This window comes from Pseudomonas sp. S35 (assembly GCF_009866765.1).
GTDB lineage: Bacteria > Pseudomonadota > Gammaproteobacteria > Pseudomonadales > Pseudomonadaceae > Aquipseudomonas.
Genome location: NZ_CP019431.1, coordinates 1,640,686 through 1,656,101, shown reverse-complemented (window position 1 = coordinate 1,656,101; position 15,416 = coordinate 1,640,686). Strand labels below are relative to the sequence as shown.

At 61.7% G+C, this 15,416-nt stretch carries 11 protein-coding genes and 1 pseudogene; 10 read left to right on the top strand and 2 right to left on the bottom strand.

What is annotated here, in order from left to right; translation table 11 throughout:
* The first annotated feature begins 97 nt into the window (after positions 1-97).
* Positions 98-853, top strand: coding sequence for an L-ornithine N(alpha)-acyltransferase (gene olsB, locus PspS35_RS07405; protein ID WP_105698684.1), 756 nt, complete (start codon positions 98-100; stop codon positions 851-853).
* Entirely contained in the window at positions 853-1,644 is a 792-nt protein-coding gene (locus PspS35_RS07400) for a lysophospholipid acyltransferase family protein (RefSeq protein WP_159933366.1), read from the top strand. Before olsB ends, PspS35_RS07400 begins: the two co-directional genes overlap by 1 nt.
* A gap of 48 nt (positions 1,645-1,692) precedes the next feature.
* Here the strand turns inward: PspS35_RS07400 and PspS35_RS07395 are convergent, their stop codons facing one another.
* The gene (locus PspS35_RS07395) at positions 1,693-2,277 is read right to left on the bottom strand and encodes an ACP phosphodiesterase (RefSeq protein ID WP_159933365.1); all 585 of its coding nucleotides are present in this window, start codon (positions 2,275-2,277) and stop codon (positions 1,693-1,695) included.
* Between the two features lie 154 nt (positions 2,278-2,431).
* Between PspS35_RS07395 and PspS35_RS07390 the strand changes: the two genes are divergently transcribed.
* The 3 genes and pseudogenes from PspS35_RS07390 to PspS35_RS07380 all read left to right on the top strand — a co-directional run bounded on the left by PspS35_RS07390 (position 2,432) and on the right by PspS35_RS07380 (position 5,008).
* The gene (locus PspS35_RS07390; protein WP_159933364.1) at positions 2,432-2,758 is read left to right on the top strand and encodes a metalloregulator ArsR/SmtB family transcription factor; all 327 of its coding nucleotides are present in this window, start codon (positions 2,432-2,434) and stop codon (positions 2,756-2,758) included.
* A 13-nt stretch (positions 2,759-2,771) separates the two neighbouring features.
* Positions 2,772-3,924: pseudogene (locus PspS35_RS07385) on the top strand (MFS transporter).
* A gap of 28 nt (positions 3,925-3,952) precedes the next feature.
* Positions 3,953-5,008, top strand: a complete 1,056-nt coding sequence (locus tag PspS35_RS07380) for an alkene reductase (RefSeq protein WP_159933363.1) — start codon at positions 3,953-3,955, stop codon at positions 5,006-5,008.
* A gap of 243 nt (positions 5,009-5,251) precedes the next feature.
* On the opposite strand, the gene PspS35_RS07375 is transcribed toward PspS35_RS07380, so the two are convergent.
* A complete protein-coding gene (locus PspS35_RS07375) occupies positions 5,252-5,884 on the bottom strand; it encodes a TetR family transcriptional regulator (protein ID WP_099587559.1) in 633 nt (210 codons plus the stop codon).
* A gap of 286 nt (positions 5,885-6,170) precedes the next feature.
* Here PspS35_RS07375 and PspS35_RS07370 point away from each other — a divergent pair, with 286 nt between their 5' ends.
* The 5 genes from PspS35_RS07370 (at position 6,171) to PspS35_RS07350 (ending at position 15,409) form a co-directional block, all read left to right on the top strand.
* A complete protein-coding gene (locus PspS35_RS07370; protein WP_122308473.1) occupies positions 6,171-7,319 on the top strand; it encodes an efflux RND transporter periplasmic adaptor subunit in 1,149 nt (382 codons plus the stop codon).
* Between the two features lie 3 nt (positions 7,320-7,322).
* Positions 7,323-10,484 (top strand): efflux RND transporter permease subunit, encoded by a 3,162-nt coding sequence (locus tag PspS35_RS07365; protein ID WP_159933362.1) that lies wholly within the window; start codon positions 7,323-7,325, stop codon positions 10,482-10,484.
* Complete coding sequence (gene adeC / locus PspS35_RS07360; RefSeq protein ID WP_159933361.1) at positions 10,481-11,938, top strand: AdeC/AdeK/OprM family multidrug efflux complex outer membrane factor; 1,458 nt, start codon at positions 10,481-10,483, stop codon at positions 11,936-11,938. Before PspS35_RS07365 ends, adeC begins: the two co-directional genes overlap by 4 nt.
* A 154-nt stretch (positions 11,939-12,092) precedes the next feature.
* Positions 12,093-13,790 (top strand): molecular chaperone HscC, encoded by a 1,698-nt coding sequence (locus PspS35_RS07355; protein ID WP_159933360.1) that lies wholly within the window; start codon positions 12,093-12,095, stop codon positions 13,788-13,790.
* Between the two features lie 11 nt (positions 13,791-13,801).
* Positions 13,802-15,409 carry a J domain-containing protein gene (locus tag PspS35_RS07350; RefSeq protein WP_159933359.1) on the top strand — a complete coding sequence of 536 codons (1,608 nt, stop codon included), beginning with the start codon at positions 13,802-13,804 and terminating at the stop codon, positions 15,407-15,409.
* Positions 15,410-15,416 lie beyond the last annotated feature (7 nt).

The window sequence follows — 15,416 nt, the reverse complement described above, 5'->3', positions numbered from 1 at the left end:
CACCATAACTTCATGGAGATGACACCGGGGCTACATAGCCTGACTTTGGACAACAAAGTCGACCGGCCGAAACGTGGCCGGCACTCGGAGACTCGCCATGACTCAGATCGCCCGCATCAGCGACACCGGCAATGAACGCCGTCTGCAAGCCGAACGCCTGGTTGGCGCACAGGCGTTGCAGGAAGCCCAGGCCCTGCGGTTCAACGTATTCAGCGGCGAGTTCAACGCCAAGCTGAAAGGCGCGGAACTGGGTCTGGACATGGATGACTATGATGTTCACTGCAGCCACATCGGCGTGCGGGATTTGAACAGCGGACGACTCGTCGCCACCACCCGTTTGCTCGACCACCAGGCCGCCAGCACCTTGGGCCGGTTCTACAGCGAAGAAGAATTCAGCCTGCATGGCTTGCTGCACCTGCAAGGCCCGATCCTGGAAATCGGCCGCACCTGCGTCGACCCGGCCTACCGCAACGGTGGCACCATCGCCGTGTTGTGGGGCGAATTGGCCGAGGTGCTCAACCAGGGCGGCTACAGCTATTTGATGGGTTGCGCGAGCATCCCGATGCACGACGGCGGCATCCAGGCCCACGCGATCATGCAGCGCCTGCGCGAACGCTACCTGTGCAACGAACACCTGCGCGCCGAACCGAAAAAACCGCTGCCGGCGCTGGACCTGCCGTCCAACGTGATCGCCGAAATGCCGCCGCTGCTCAAGGCCTATATGCGCCTGGGTGCGAAGATCTGCGGCGAGCCGTGCTGGGATGAGGATTTCCAGGTGGCCGACGTGTTCATCCTGCTCAAGCGCGATAATTTGTGCCCGCGTTATGCACGCCATTTCAAGGCGGCCATGTGATGAGCCGTTTGCGCGTGTACGGGCGCATTGCCCGCGTGCTGGTAGTAGTGGCGCTAGGCTTGAGCATGGCCAGTGTGTTTGGCGTGTTCGAGCGTCTGGGCGTCGCCAACTCTATGGTGCGGCGCCAGCGCTGGTCGCGGTTTTTTATGGCGCGGCTGACCAACGCCCTGCCCTTTCGCGTGACGGTGCACGGTGAGCTGCCGACGCAGCCGATGCTGTGGGTGAGCAATCACGTGTCCTGGACTGACATTCCGCTGCTGGGCGCGGTGGCGCCGATGTCGTTTTTGTCCAAGGCCGAAGTGCGCACCTGGCCGGTGGCCGGTTGGTTGGCGGCCAAAGCGGGTAGCCTGTTTATCCGTCGCGGCTCGGGTGACAGCCAGTTGATCCGCAAGCAGATGACCCGGCATCTGGAGCAACAGCATCCGCTGCTGATGTTCCCCGAAGGCACCACCACCGATGGGCGCAGCCTGCGCACCTTCCACGGGCGTTTGCTGGCCAGCGCGATCGATGCGGATGTGGCGCTGCAACCGGTGGCGATTCGTTACCTGCGCGATGGGCAAGTGGACCCGCTGGCACCGTTTATTGGCGATGATGATTTGCTCTCGCACCTGATGCGTTTGTTCGGCAATGACCAGGGTGATGTGGAAATCCACGTGCTCAAGCCGATTGCCTGCGCCGGGCAGGAACGCGCGGCGCTGGCGTATCAGGCGCAGCAGGCGGTGCAGAAGGCGCTGTTTGGGCCGTTGCCGGAGACCGAACAAGTGCATGCTCGACCGGCTTTTGCAGCCTGAGATGTGAACACAGTTCAAATGTGGGAGGGGGCTTGCTCCCTCCCACATTTAGCTTTGTGTTGTCAGGTGGTTATGCGCGAAGGCTTGCAGTTCGGGGTAGAAGACCCGGAAGTCTTCACTCAACGGCTCATACAACTCACGCAACTCCTGCATCGCAAACCCCAATTCCTCCGGCTGCGTCAGCCGCCGCGAAATCCCCCGCAACACCTGCTCCATCACCGCAAACTCACGGTACGAACCCAACCAATCATCCGCCGCCATATACGGCGCAATCTGCGCCAGTCGCCCGGGCAACTGCGGTTCGGCCGCCAGCACGCGGTACACCTGAGAGGTGAAGTGCTCCAGCGGCTGGTCGGCATACAGCGCCCAGTCCCGCGCCAGGCAGTGATCAAAAAACACATCGAGGACGATCCCCGCGTAGCGCCGACGCGTGAGGCGAAAGCGCGACAACGCCTGCCCCACCAACGGGTGGCTGTCGGTAAAGCGGTCAATCGAGCGATGCAACTGAATCGCCGACTCGATTTGCGGGCTGAACTGCCCTTGCAGGCGACCTTTGACGAAATCGCCATAGAGGCTGCCCAGCAGTTGCGCAGGAAGTTGGCCGCCCAGGTGCAGATGTGCGAGATAATTCATGGCGCGCAGTCTAGCACTGCCGCCAACGTATCGTTATAACCCGATATACCGATTTGGCCTGATCTCAGAGCAAAATCATATTGGTATATCGGGATATAACGATTTAAGGTTCGCCTCATCGCGATATAACGCTTTACGACACCGAGCACCTGCCATGTCCATCGACCTCGACGAAATAATAAAAGCCCTGGCGCACCCAGTACGACGAGACATCCTCACCTGGCTGAAAGACCCGAAAGTGCAATTCCCCGAGCAACTGCACAACCACGAATACGGCATCTGTGCCGGGCAGATCGACCAACGCTGCGGCTTGTCCCAGTCGACGGTGTCGGCGCACCTGGCCACCTTGCAACGGGCGGGTTTGATCAGCAGCCAGAAGGCCGGGCAGTGGCATTTTTTCAAGCGTAATGAGGAGGTGATCCAAAGCTTCCTCGCGGCGCTCACCACAGAACTCAGCGCTGACGACAACGCAGCGCTGTAACAAGGAAACGATAATGCCCCTCTCGCTACTCATACTGGCCCTGAGCGCCTTCGCCATCGGCACCACCGAGTTCGTCATCATGGGCCTGTTGCCCGATGTGGCGGCAGACCTCGGCGTGTCGATCCCCGGCGCCGGCTGGCTGGTCACCGGCTACGCCCTGGGCGTGGCCATCGGTGCCCCCTTCATGGCATTGGCCACCGCCAAGCTGCCACGCAAGGCCGCCCTGGTAGCGTTGATGGGCATCTTCATTATCGGCAACCTGCTCTGCGCCCTGGCCAGTGACTACAACCCGTGTAATCACCGCGCTGTGCCACGGCGCGTTCTTCGGGATCGGCTCGGTGGTTGCGGCCAACCTGGTGCCCGCCAACAAACGTGCATCGGCTGTGGCCTTGATGTTCACCGGCCTGACCCTGGCCAACGTGCTCGGTGTACCGCTGGGTACTGCGCTGGGCCAGGAAGCCGGCTGGCGCTCGACCTTCTGGGCGGTGACGGTGATTGGCGTGGTGGCGTTGATCGGCCTGATCCGCTTCCTGCCGGCCAAGCGCGACGAAGAAAAACTCGACATGCGCGCCGAGCTGGCCGCCCTCAAAGGCGCCGGGATCTGGTTGTCGCTGAGCATGACCGCGCTGTTCGCCGCGTCCATGTTCACCCTCTTCACCTATGTGGCGCCGCTGCTCGGCGATGTCACCGGCGTGTCGCCCAAAGGCGTGACCTGGACCCTGCTGCTGATCGGCCTGGGCCTCACGGTGGGCAACATCATCGGCGGCAAGCTGGCGGACAAACGCCTGGCCGCGACCTTGATCGGTGTGTTTATCAGCATGGCGGTGGTGTCCACTGCGCTGACCTGGACCAGCGTCGCGCTGATCCCGACCGAAATCACCCTGTTCCTGTGGGCCACCGCTTCGTTTGCCGCCGTGCCGGCGCTGCAGATCAACGTGGTGACCTTCGGCAAGGCCGCGCCAAACCTGGTGTCCACCTTGAACATCGGCGCCTTCAACATCGGCAATGCCCTCGGTGCCTGGGTCGGCGGCAGTGTGATTGCCCACGGTTTCGGCCTGACCCGCGTGCCTCTGGCCGCAGCGGCCCTGGCGATCCTGGCGCTGGTGGTGACCTTGATTACTTTCCGTCAGAGCGGCGATGCCGACCTGGCCCCTGCGACCAACTGATCAACTTCAAAGAGAAAGGTGTTTTCCCATGACGACTATTTTCGATCCGATCACTCTGGGCGATCTGGAACTGTCGAACCGCATCATCATGGCGCCGCTGACCCGCTGCCGCGCCGACGCCGGCCGCGTGCCCAACGCGCTGATGGCCGAGTACTACGTGCAACGCGCCTCCGCCGGGCTGATCCTCAGCGAAGCCACCTCGGTGACGCCGCTGGGCGTGGGCTACCCGGACACCCCGGGCATCTGGTCCAACGACCAGGTACGCGGCTGGGCCAACGTGACCAAGGCCATTCATGGCGCGGGCGGCAAGATTTTCCTGCAACTGTGGCATGTGGGTCGTATCTCCCATGAGTCGTACCTGAACGGCGAAACCCCGGTGGCACCGAGCGCGATCCAGCCCAAGGGCCACGTCAGCCTGGTGCGCCCGCTGGCCGACTACCCGACGCCACGCGCCCTGGAAACCGCTGAAATCGCCGACATCGTCGACGCCTACCGCACCGGCGCCGAGAACGCCAAGGCCGCAGGTTTTGACGGCGTGGAAATCCACGGCGCCAACGGCTACCTGCTCGACCAGTTCCTGCAAAGCAGCACCAACCAGCGTACCGACAGCTACGGCGGCTCCCTGGAAAACCGTGCGCGCCTGCTGCTGGAAGTGACCGACGCCGCCATTGAGGTCTGGGGCGCTGGCCGCGTGGGTGTACATTTGGCACCGCGTGCCGACTCCCACGACATGGGCGACGACAACTTGGCGCAAACCTTCACCTACGTCGCCAGTGAGCTGGGCAAGCGCGGCATCGCGTTTATCTGCTCACGTGAGAAGGAAGGCGCCGACAGCCTTGGCCCGCAATTGAAGAAAGCCTTCGGCGGCGTGTACATCGCTAACGAGCGCTTCACCAAGGACAGCGCCAATGCGTGGCTGGCCGAGGGTAAAGCGGATGCGGTGGCTTGGGGCGTGCCGTTCATTGCCAACCCAGACCTGCCTGCGCGCCTGAAGGCCGACGCGCCGCTGAACGACGCGCGCCCGGACACCTTCTATAGCAAGGGCCCGGTGGGTTACATCGACTACCCGACGCTGGCGCTGTAATCGCCCGAACACGCAAAACCAACTGTGGGAGGGGGCTTGCCCCCCCACATTTTTGCGTGTGCGCAAGCGCAGGCTACATCGCTTCACAGATCCGCAACAAAATCCCTACAAAATACTTAGGCGGCTACCTATCAACCGCCTGCCCGCCCGTATATAAAGTCACCCCAACAATCAGGCAGAAGGACGATTGACGGTCCTTAGGCTTTACTGTTGACACAACCTGATGCAATTACGCATTTTGTTTCAATTGCGCAGGCTGGGACTCAGACGCAGCATGTCCAACCCGGCATCCACCCAGCGCTCGGCTTCCTGGTGTAACTGGAAGCTGTCGGGTACCAACAGCCATTGGCCAATCAACCCGTTGATGTAGGCGTGAATGCACACCGCGCCACGGGTGGTGTCGAGGTTTTCCGGCAGTTGCCCGCGATGGACCGCGTTACGCAGTGTCAGGCCAATGCGCAGGTTGCATTCCAGGCTGTGGGTCTGGCGCTGGCGGCGCATGTCGCACATTTCATCGGTGAATTCGCACTTATGAAACAAGATCTCATTGATGCGCCGGGTTTTCGGGTCCAGGGCCACTTGATGGAACAGATGAATCAGCAGCTTGCGCATACAGCCCAGCGGGTCGAGTTCGTCCTCGCTTTCGCTGGCCCTGGCCAATTCATCCAGCGGCTCATGCAGGGTGTCGAGCAGCGCCTGCAACAGGTCGGACTTATTGCTGAAGTGCCAGTAAATGGCGCCTCGCGTCACGCCGGCCAACGCGGCGATATCAGCCAGCGTGGTGCGCGCAACGCCCCGGTCGTAAAAGGCTTGTTCGGCGGCTTGAAGAATTTGGCTGCGCGTTTCCTGAGCTTCCTCTTTGGTGCGACGAACCATGGCAGTAGAACCTCAATCAGGACACTTGAGACTATCGTTAACGCAATGTTAATAGGCGTAAACGATTATCAAAATATTTGTGGGACGACACCGTCATGGGTGCCGAACGTAATGAAATCGAGGCTCGTGGCGTTGCTTTGTCAACATTCCGCGAAACCTGTCAAGAGTTTACAAACAACCATGAACGTAAGTATATTGCGTAGCAAGCTACTTATCCACTCACGGCTTGTTTTTTACCCTTCCACCCTTCTTGTGCGCACCCTGCGCGCCTGACCCGAGGATCTTCATGCAACTTAAGCCAGCTGTTACCGCTCTGGTCACTGCCGTCGCCCTGGCATCGCTGCTCAGCGGATGTAAAAAGGAAGAAGCGGCTCCGCCCGCTCAAACCCCTCAGGTCGGCGTGGTCACCATTCAACCGCAAGCCTATACCTTGACGTCCGAGCTGCCAGGCCGCACCACCGCCTACCGCATTGCGGAAGTTCGCCCTCAGGTCAACGGCATCATCCTCAAGCGCCTGTACAAAGAAGGCGCCGATGTGAAGGAAGGCCAGCAGCTGTATCAGATCGACCCGTCGGTCTATGAGGCCACCCTGAAAAGCGCACAAGCGACGCTGACCCAGACCAAGTCGATCACCGACCGCTACAAGCAGTTGGTCGATGAACAAGCCGTCAGCCGTCAGGAATACGACACCGCCGTCGCCAACCGCATGACTGCCGAAGCAAACGTTCAAACCGCCCAGATCAACGTGCGCTACACCAAGGTGTACGCGCCGATTTCCGGGCGTATCGGCCGTTCTGCCGTCACCGAAGGCGCGCTGGTCAGCAATGGCCAGACCGATGCCATGGCCGTGATCCAGCAATTGGACCCGATCTACGTCGACGTCACGCAGTCTTCCGCCGAAATGCTGAAACTGCGCCGCGACCTGGAAAGCGGTCAGCTGGAAAAAGCCGGCGCCAACGCCGCCAAGGTCAAATTGACCCTGGAAGACGGCAGCGACTACGGCCAGGACGGTAAGCTGGAGTTCTCCGAAGTTTCGGTGGACCAGACCACCGGTTCCGTGACCCTGCGCGCCGTGTTCCCCAACCCTGACCACACCCTGCTGCCGGGCATGTTTGTCCACGCCCAGTTGCAAGCCGGCGTGAACAGCAAGGCCATCCTGGCACCTCAGCAAGGCGTGACCCGCGACATCAAGGGCATCCCGACCGCGCTGGTGGTGAACAAGGACAACAAGGTCGAGCAACGCACCTTGGTGGCCAACCGTACCGACGGCGCCTACTGGCTGGTGGAAAAAGGCCTGAACGCCGGTGACCGCGTGATCACCGAAGGCCTGCAATTCATCAAGCCGGGCATCGAAGTCAAGGTCAAGGACGCTGACAACGCCAAGCCCGCCGGTTCCGCCGCTGCTCCTGCTGCCGCGCCTGGCCAGGGGGAGTAACCCATGTCGAAATTTTTTATCGACCGTCCCATTTTCGCCTGGGTAATTGCCCTGGTGATCATGCTGGTCGGGGCACTGTCGATCCTGAAGTTGCCCATCAACCAATACCCGGCCATCGCGCCAACCGCCATTGACATCCAGGTAACCTACCCAGGCGCGTCCGCACAAACCGTGCAGGACACCGTGGTGCAGGTCATCGAGCAACAGCTCAACGGTATCGACAACCTGCGCTATGTCGCCTCGGACAGTAACTCCGACGGCAGCATGACCATCACCGCGACGTTCAACCAGGGTACCAACCCGGACATCGCCCAGGTCCAGGTGCAGAACAAGCTGAACCTGGCGACCCCACTGCTGCCGCAAGAAGTGCAGCAGCAGGGTATCCGCGTGACCAAGTCGGTGAAGAACTTCCTGATGGTGATCGGTCTGGTGTCGGAAGACGGCAGCATGACCAAGGACGACCTCTCCAACTACATCGTGTCCAACATCCAGGACCCGATCTCGCGTACCGCAGGTGTGGGTGACTTCCAGGTGTTCGGTTCGCAGTACGCCATGCGTATCTGGCTGGACCCGGGCAAGCTGAACAACTACCAGTTGACCCCGGTCGACGTCAGCAGCGCCATCTCGGCACAGAACGTACAGGTGGCCACCGGCCAACTGGGCGGCCTGCCTGCCCTGCCCGGCACTCAACTGAACGCGACCATCATCGGCAAGACCCGCCTGCAAACCGCAGAAGAGTTCGGCAAGATCTTGATGAAGGTCAACGCCGACGGCTCGCAGGTGCGTTTGCGTGACATCGCGCGTATCGAACTGGGCGGCCAGAACTACAGCATCAGTGCACAGTTCAACGGCAAGCCAGCGTCCGGTATGGCGATCAAGCTGGCATCCGGCGCCAACGCGCTGGATACCGCCAAGGCCATCCGCGCCACCGTGGCGTCCCTGGAACCGTTCTTCCCGCCAGGCATGAAGGCGGTGGTGCCGTATGACACCACGCCTGTGGTGACCGAATCGATCTCCGGTGTGGTGCACACCCTGGTCGAAGCGATCGTGCTGGTGTTCCTGGTGATGTTCCTGTTCCTGCAGAACTTCCGCGCCACCATCATCACCACCATGACTGTACCGGTGGTATTGCTGGGCACCTTCGGGATCCTGGCGGCGTTCGGCTTCACCATCAACACCCTGACCATGTTCGGCATGATCCTGGCCATCGGCTTGCTGGTGGACGATGCCATCGTCGTGGTGGAAAACGTCGAGCGGGTCATGGCCGAGGAACACCTGTCGCCGAAAGAAGCGACGGTCAAGTCCATGGGCCAGATCCAGGGCGCCCTGGTAGGTATTGCCCTGGTGCTGTCGGCGGTACTGCTGCCGATGGCGTTCTTCGGTGGTTCCACCGGTGTGATCTACAAACAGTTCTCCATCACCATCGTTTCGGCCATGGCGTTGTCGGTACTGGTTGCCCTGATCTTCACCCCGGCGCTCTGCGCCACCATGCTCAAGCCGATCGATCCTGAGAAGCACGGCCAACCCAAGCGTGGTTTCTTCGGCTGGTTCAACCGCACCTTCGACCGTGGCGTCATCAGCTACGAGCGCGGCGTGGGCAACATGATCAAGCACAAATTCCCAGCGTTCTTTGTGTACCTGATCATCGTCGTCGGCATGATCTGGCTGTTCACCCGCATTCCAAGCGCGTTCCTGCCCGAGGAAGACCAGGGTGTGATCTTTGCCCAGGTGCAGACACCGGTCGGTTCGTCCGCTGAACGTACGCAAAAAGTCATCGACGACATGCGTGCCTTCCTGCTCAACGACAAGGAAGGCGAGCCAGGCGAAGGCAAGGCCGTGAAATCGGTATTTACCGTCAACGGCTTCAACTTCGCCGGCCGTGGCCAGAGCTCGGGCCTTGCGTTCGTAATGCTCAAGCCGTGGGATGAACGCGACGCTTCGCAGTCGGTATTCGAAGTGGCCAAGCGTGCCCAGGGTTACTTCTTCGGGGCCTTCAAGGACGCGATGGTCTTTGCCATCGTGCCGCCTTCGGTTCTGGAGTTGGGTAACGCGACCGGTTTCGACGTGTTCCTGCAAGACCAGGGCGGTGTCGGCCACGAAAAACTGATGGAAGCGCGTAACCAGTTCCTCGGCATGGCCGCCCAGAGCAAGATCCTGGCCGGTGTGCGCCCCAACGGCGTGAACGATGAGCCGCAGTACGAGCTCACCGTCGACGACGAGAAGGCCAGCGCCCAAGGCATTACGCTGTCGAGCATCAACCAGACCCTGGCGATTGCCCTGGGTGGCAGCTACGTCAACGACTTCATCGACCGTGGTCGCGTGAAGAAGGTGTACGTGCAGGGCGAGGCCGCTGGCCGTATGTCCCCTGAAGACCTGAACAAGTGGTTCGTGCGCAGCGACTCCGGGAAGATGGTGCCGTTGTCGGCCATTTCCTCGGGCAAGTGGATCTTCGGTTCGCCGAAACTCTCGCGCTACAACGGTGTAGCCGCGATGGAAATCCTTGGTACCCCGGCGCCGGGCTACAGCACCGGTGACGCGATGGCCGAAGTCGAACGCATCGCCAAGCAACTGCCGGCGGGCGTGGGTTATGCCTGGACGGGCCTGTCGTACGAAGAACGTCTGTCCGGCTCCCAGGCACCTGCGTTGTACGCCTTGTCGCTGCTGGTGGTGTTCCTGTGCCTCGCGGCCCTGTACGAAAGCTGGTCGATCCCGATTGCAGTCGTCCTGGTGGTGCCGTTGGGTGTGGTGGGTGCGCTGATCGCAACCAGCATGCGCGGCTTGTCCAACGACGTGTTCTTCCAGGTGGGCTTGTTGGTGACGGTGGGCCTGGCGGCGAAAAACGCCATCCTGATCGTCGAGTTCGCCAAAGAGCTGCATGAACAAGGCAAGGGCATTGTCGAGTCGGCCATCGAGGCTTCCCGCATGCGTCTGCGCCCGATCATCATGACCTCCATGGCGTTCGTCCTCGGCGTACTGCCGCTGGCGATCTCCTCGGGCGCCGGCTCAGGCAGCCAGCACGCCATCGGTACCGGTGTGATTGGCGGTATGATCACGGCCACGGTCCTGGCGATCTTCTGGGTGCCGCTGTTCTTTGCAACCGTGTCCGCCGCGGGCGAGCGTAAACAGACTGAACCTAAGCAAACTCCTAAAGAGGCTGGCCAATGAGCAAGTCGCTACTTTCCCTAGCCGTCACCGCCTTCGTGCTCAGTGGCTGCTCGCTGATACCTGACTACCAGCGCCCTGACGCGCCGGTAGCGGCACAGTTCCCGCAGGGGCCGGCGTATTCGCCAGCCCAGGCGCCGAACCAGGCCGCTGCCGAGCAGGGCTGGAAGCAGTTCTTCCATGACCCTGCCCTGCAACAGTTGATCAAGACTGCGCTGGAAAACAACCGTGACCTGCGCGTTGCGGCCCTGAACATCGACGCCTATGCCGCGCAGTACCAGATCCAGCGCGCCGACCTGTTCCCGGCCATCTCGGCCACGGGCAGCGGCAGCCGTTCGCGTACGCCGGCCAAGCTGTCGCAGACCGGTGAAGCGACCATCGCCAGCCAATACTCGGCCGGCCTGGGGATCAGTTCCTACGAACTGGACCTGTTCGGCCGCGTACGCAGCCTGAGTGAAGAAGCGCTGCAGAAATACTTCGCCACTGAAGAAGCGCGCCGCAGCACCCAGATCAGCCTGGTCGCCAGTGTGGCCAACGCCTACCTGACCTGGCAGGCCGACAAGGAACTGCTCAAGCTCACCCAGGACACCCTGGGCGCGTTCGAGCAGAGCTTCAAGCTGACCTCGCGCAGCAACGAAGTCGGCGTGGCCTCGGCCCTCGACCTGAGCCAGGCCCGTACGTCGGTGGAAAACGCCCGCGTGCAACTGGCGCGTTACACCCGCCAGGTGGCCCAGGACGAAAACAACCTGACACTGCTGCTGGGCACCGGCCTGCCGGCAAATCTTGCCAGCCAGCCGCTGTCGGATGACCTGCTCAGCGAAGTACCGGCCGGCTTGCCGTCGGACCTGCTGCAACGTCGTCCCGACATCGTGCAGGCCGAGTACAACCTCAAGGCGGCCAACGCCAACATCGGCGCGGCCCGTGCGGCGTTCTTCCCGAGCATCACCCTCACGGCCAGCGCCGGCACGGCCAGCCCGACCCTGGGTGGGCTGTTCAAGGGCGGTTCGGGCACCTGGTCGTTCGCACCACAGATCAACATCCCGATCTTCAACGCCGGTAGCCTGCGCGCCAGCCTGGACTACTCCAAGATCCAGAAAGAGATCAACGTGGCCACCTACGAGAAGGCCATCCAGACCGGCTTCCAGGAAGTCTCCGACGGCCTCGCCGCGCGCGCGACCTACAAGCAGCAACTGGATGCCCAGCGTGGTTTCGTCGCGGCCAACCAGGATTACTACCGCCTGGCAGAGCGTCGCTACCGCATTGGTGTCGACAGCAACCTGACCTTCCTCGACGCCCAACGCCAGCTGTTCAGTGCCCAGCAATCGCTGATCACCGACCGCCTGGCGCAGCTGACCAGCGAGGTCACCCTGTACAAGGCCCTCGGCGGTGGCTGGAACGAGCAGACGGCCAAGAACGAACCGTTGAAAGAAGAAGCGCCGGCGTTGAAGTTGTTCTGATCACGCCGCAATAAACAAAAAACCGCCTCCCTTACAGGAGGCGGTTTTTTTATGCCCGCTCACCACAAAACGCCCTATCACCTTGCTTTCGCTTCAACTTTTCAGGGTAAAATTGGTCACAGATTCTTACAGACCACAGAGGGAGCTCGTCGTAATGATCGTAGGAATCGACTTGGGGACCACCAACAGTCTCGCAGCCGTCTGGCGCGGTGACGCCGCCGAACTGGTGCCCAATGCCCTTGGCCAGTTGCTGACCCCTAGCGTGGTCGGGCTGGATGATCAAGGCCGTGTCCTGGTCGGCCAGGCCGCCAAGGAGCGCCTGCACACCCACCCGCACCTGACCACGTCGTTGTTCAAGCGCTACATGGGCAGCGCCACGGAAGTACGCCTGGGTGATCGCTCCTTCCGCCCCGAGGAACTCTCGGCGCTGGTGCTCAAGAGCCTCAAGGAAGACATCGAACGCACCTACGGTCATACCGTCACCGAAGCGGTGATCAGCGTGCCCGCCTACTTCAGCGATGGCCAGCGCAAAGCCACGCGCATCGCCGGCGAGCTGGCGGGGCTCAACGTTGAAAAACTGATCAACGAACCCACCGCCGCCGCCCTCGCCTACGGCCTGCATCAGCGCGACAAGGAAACCTCGTTCCTGGTCTTCGACCTCGGCGGCGGCACCTTTGACGTGTCGATCATCGAACTGTTCGACGGGGTGATGGAAGTGCGCGCCAGTGCCGGCGACAACTTCCTCGGTGGCGAAGACTTCGACACGTTGCTGCTGGAACACTTCGTCGACAGCCAGCGCAACGCCGCCGGTTTCCCGCCCACCCACAGCGTGCTGCATGCCCTGCGCCGCGAGGCCGAGCGCGTGCGCAAAGCCTTGGGCCAGGACGACAGCGCCGAGTTCGCCTTGCGCATCGATGGTCAGCAATGGGTGCAGACCATCACTCAGCAGGCACTGGCCAAGCTCTACACACCACTGCTGGAACGCCTGCGCGCGCCGATCGAACGGGCCCTGCGCGATGCGCGGATTCGCGTCGGCGACCTTGATGAAATCCTGCTGGTGGGCGGCACCACGCGCATGCCACTGGTGCGCAAACTCGCCGCCGGCTTGTTCGGGCGCTTCCCGTCGATCAGCCTCGACCCCGACCAGGTGGTCGCCCACGGCGCCGCGATCCAGGCCGCGCTCAAGGCGCGCTCCGCTGCGTTGGAAGAAGTGGTGCTGACCGACGTGTGCCCCTACACCCTGGGCATCGAAACCTCGAACCAATACGGCGGCCATATCGAAAGCGGCCATTACCTGCCGTTGATCGAACGCAACAGCAGCGTGCCGGTGAGTCGGGTCAAAAGCGTGGTGACCCTGCACGACAACCAGAGCCAGGTGCTGCTGAAGATTTACCAAGGCGAAAGCCGCCTGGTCAAAGACAACATCGAACTGGGCCAACTGGATATCGCCGTGCCCAAGCGCAAGGCCGGTGAAGTCTCGCTGGACGTGCGCTTCACCTACGACAACAACGGCCTGCTGGAAGCTCAGGTGAGCATCCCGCTGACCGGCGAGCAGCACTCATTGGTGATCGAGAACAACCCCGGCGTGCTCAGCCCGCAGGAAATCCAGCAACGCCTGCAAGCCCTGGCGCAGTTGAAGGTCCACCCGCGCGACCAGCAGGTCAACACCGTGCTGACTGCGCGCCTTGAGCGGCTCTACAAAGAAAACCTCGGCGAACTGCGCGAGCAACTGGGTCATTGGGCCGCGCAGTTCCAGCAAGTGCTCGACACCCAGGACGAACGCCGTATCCGCGATGCGCGCAGCGAACTGACCCGCCAATTGGAACAGTTGGACAACGGGTTCTGGCGCTGAGGGAGCACGACATGGATTGCTGGAGCGTACTGCAGGTGCCGGAAGGCGCCGACGAGCGGAGCATCAAACGCCAGTATGCGCGACTGCTCAAAAGCTGCCGCCCGGATGACGACGCCGCAGGTTTCCAGCGCCTGCGCGAAGCCTACGAGCAAGCGTTAAGCGAGACGCGCTGGCGAGCCGAACACGAGGAGGAAGAATGCCTGGAGGTGCCGCAGGCCCAACCCTCCTACGGCAACCTCAGCGATTTGGCCGAGCTGATGGACATTCGCCCCCTCAGCCCTGCCCCGCTCGAAGCGCCCCTATCTGACCCGGCCCGAGCACTGCTCGAGGGTCTCAATGCACACAACCTGCGTGAACGCTGGGCTCTGGCCTCACAGCAACGTTGCACCGACGCATTCCAGGCCGGCCTGCTGCGTCATTGTTTCGAGTCCCCTGGAGAACGCGGCGCGATCGCCAACTGGGCGGTGCAACATCTGGACTGGCTGACCCCGTGGCAGAAAGTGGCCATGACGCCTTGGCAATCCGACGCGCTGAGCGGTGAGCTGCTGCAAGACTACCGTCGCACCTTGCAAGAACTGCTGGAGCGTAAGGCCGAGCGCGAGTTCATCACCCAGCTCACGCAGTACAACAACCAGCCCTGGCTGCGCGTATTCGACCTGCAGCAGCAGTGGCAGCGCATCGTGCTGAACCTACTCCACGACACCCAGTGGAGCGTGCCGCTGTTCGAAAGGGTATGCCAGGCATTCGGCTGGGACGACCAGAAGGGCGTGTACCCGGAACCGGCGTGGATGTGGCGCCAATTGGTGTCGCGCTGTGAACAGGAAAGCTTCTACGCCAACCTGCAAGCCAAGGCCCAGGACAACACATGGCAATCGGCCGACGCCCTGGCAGCGCGCCTGCTGCTCACGCCAATGTCAGCGACACAACAAAAACAGATGACGGAACGCTTCGACAGCAATGCCTGGAACGCCTGTCAGCATCTGGCCGAAATCCTGGCCTGGCGCTACCCACAGTTGGTTGAACGGCTCCCCCAGGCCAATGTGTTTTTTTGGCGAGCGTTCCTCCCCAGGCCGGTATCCCATTACAGTTGGATACGGGTATGGGCCGGCCTGGCGCTGGCAGCCGCCTTGGCCGTTTACCCCCATACAAAAATGGATAGGCTCAGCGACGCCGTCATTGTGGTGATACTGACCTTTGTGCCTGCCATTATCGGCATCCGTGGCACTCAGTTATGGGCGGTCCTGACATCACAACTGATCGTCCAGGACCTGTGGCTCAGCAAGCGCTTGCTGCCGTCACGGTTCAACCCCCATCAACACTGGTTGGTGCTGCGCCACGGCATTCCTCAAGTGGGCATGCTGCTGATGTTCGGCTTGCTGCTGGGCGTAATGGGCATGCTGACGTACTCGGGGATGATCGGCATCCACCTGTTCCACAGCAGGCGTATCGGCAAAGTGAATGAGCATGTCGAGCACTTTTACCCTTGGGTCAGCGGCTTGCATTGGGCGCACTGGAGTCCGCTGCAGGTGGCTTTCCTGGCCGTGATGGTAGCGGCCACCCTGCTATGCCAGCGGTACTTGCCTGAAATCCCGTGGACGAGCCTGTTCCACTTCCTCTGAGCTATTG

Coding starts and splice junctions, on each gene's coding strand:
- PspS35_RS07380 (WP_159933363.1), top strand. CDS start 3,953: ATGACGACTATTTTCGATCCGATCACTCTGGGCGATCTGGAACTGTCG.
- PspS35_RS07370 (WP_122308473.1), top strand. CDS start 6,171: ATGCAACTTAAGCCAGCTGTTACCGCTCTGGTCACTGCCGTCGCCCTG.
- olsB (WP_105698684.1), top strand. CDS start 98: ATGACTCAGATCGCCCGCATCAGCGACACCGGCAATGAACGCCGTCTG.
- PspS35_RS07400 (WP_159933366.1), top strand. CDS start 853: ATGAGCCGTTTGCGCGTGTACGGGCGCATTGCCCGCGTGCTGGTAGTA.
- PspS35_RS07375 (WP_099587559.1), bottom strand. CDS start 5,884: ATGGTTCGTCGCACCAAAGAGGAAGCTCAGGAAACGCGCAGCCAAATT.
- PspS35_RS07350 (WP_159933359.1), top strand. CDS start 13,802: ATGGATTGCTGGAGCGTACTGCAGGTGCCGGAAGGCGCCGACGAGCGG.
- PspS35_RS07365 (WP_159933362.1), top strand. CDS start 7,323: ATGTCGAAATTTTTTATCGACCGTCCCATTTTCGCCTGGGTAATTGCC.
- PspS35_RS07390 (WP_159933364.1), top strand. CDS start 2,432: ATGTCCATCGACCTCGACGAAATAATAAAAGCCCTGGCGCACCCAGTA.
- PspS35_RS07395 (WP_159933365.1), bottom strand. CDS start 2,277: ATGAATTATCTCGCACATCTGCACCTGGGCGGCCAACTTCCTGCGCAA.
- adeC (WP_159933361.1), top strand. CDS start 10,481: ATGAGCAAGTCGCTACTTTCCCTAGCCGTCACCGCCTTCGTGCTCAGT.
- PspS35_RS07355 (WP_159933360.1), top strand. CDS start 12,093: ATGATCGTAGGAATCGACTTGGGGACCACCAACAGTCTCGCAGCCGTC.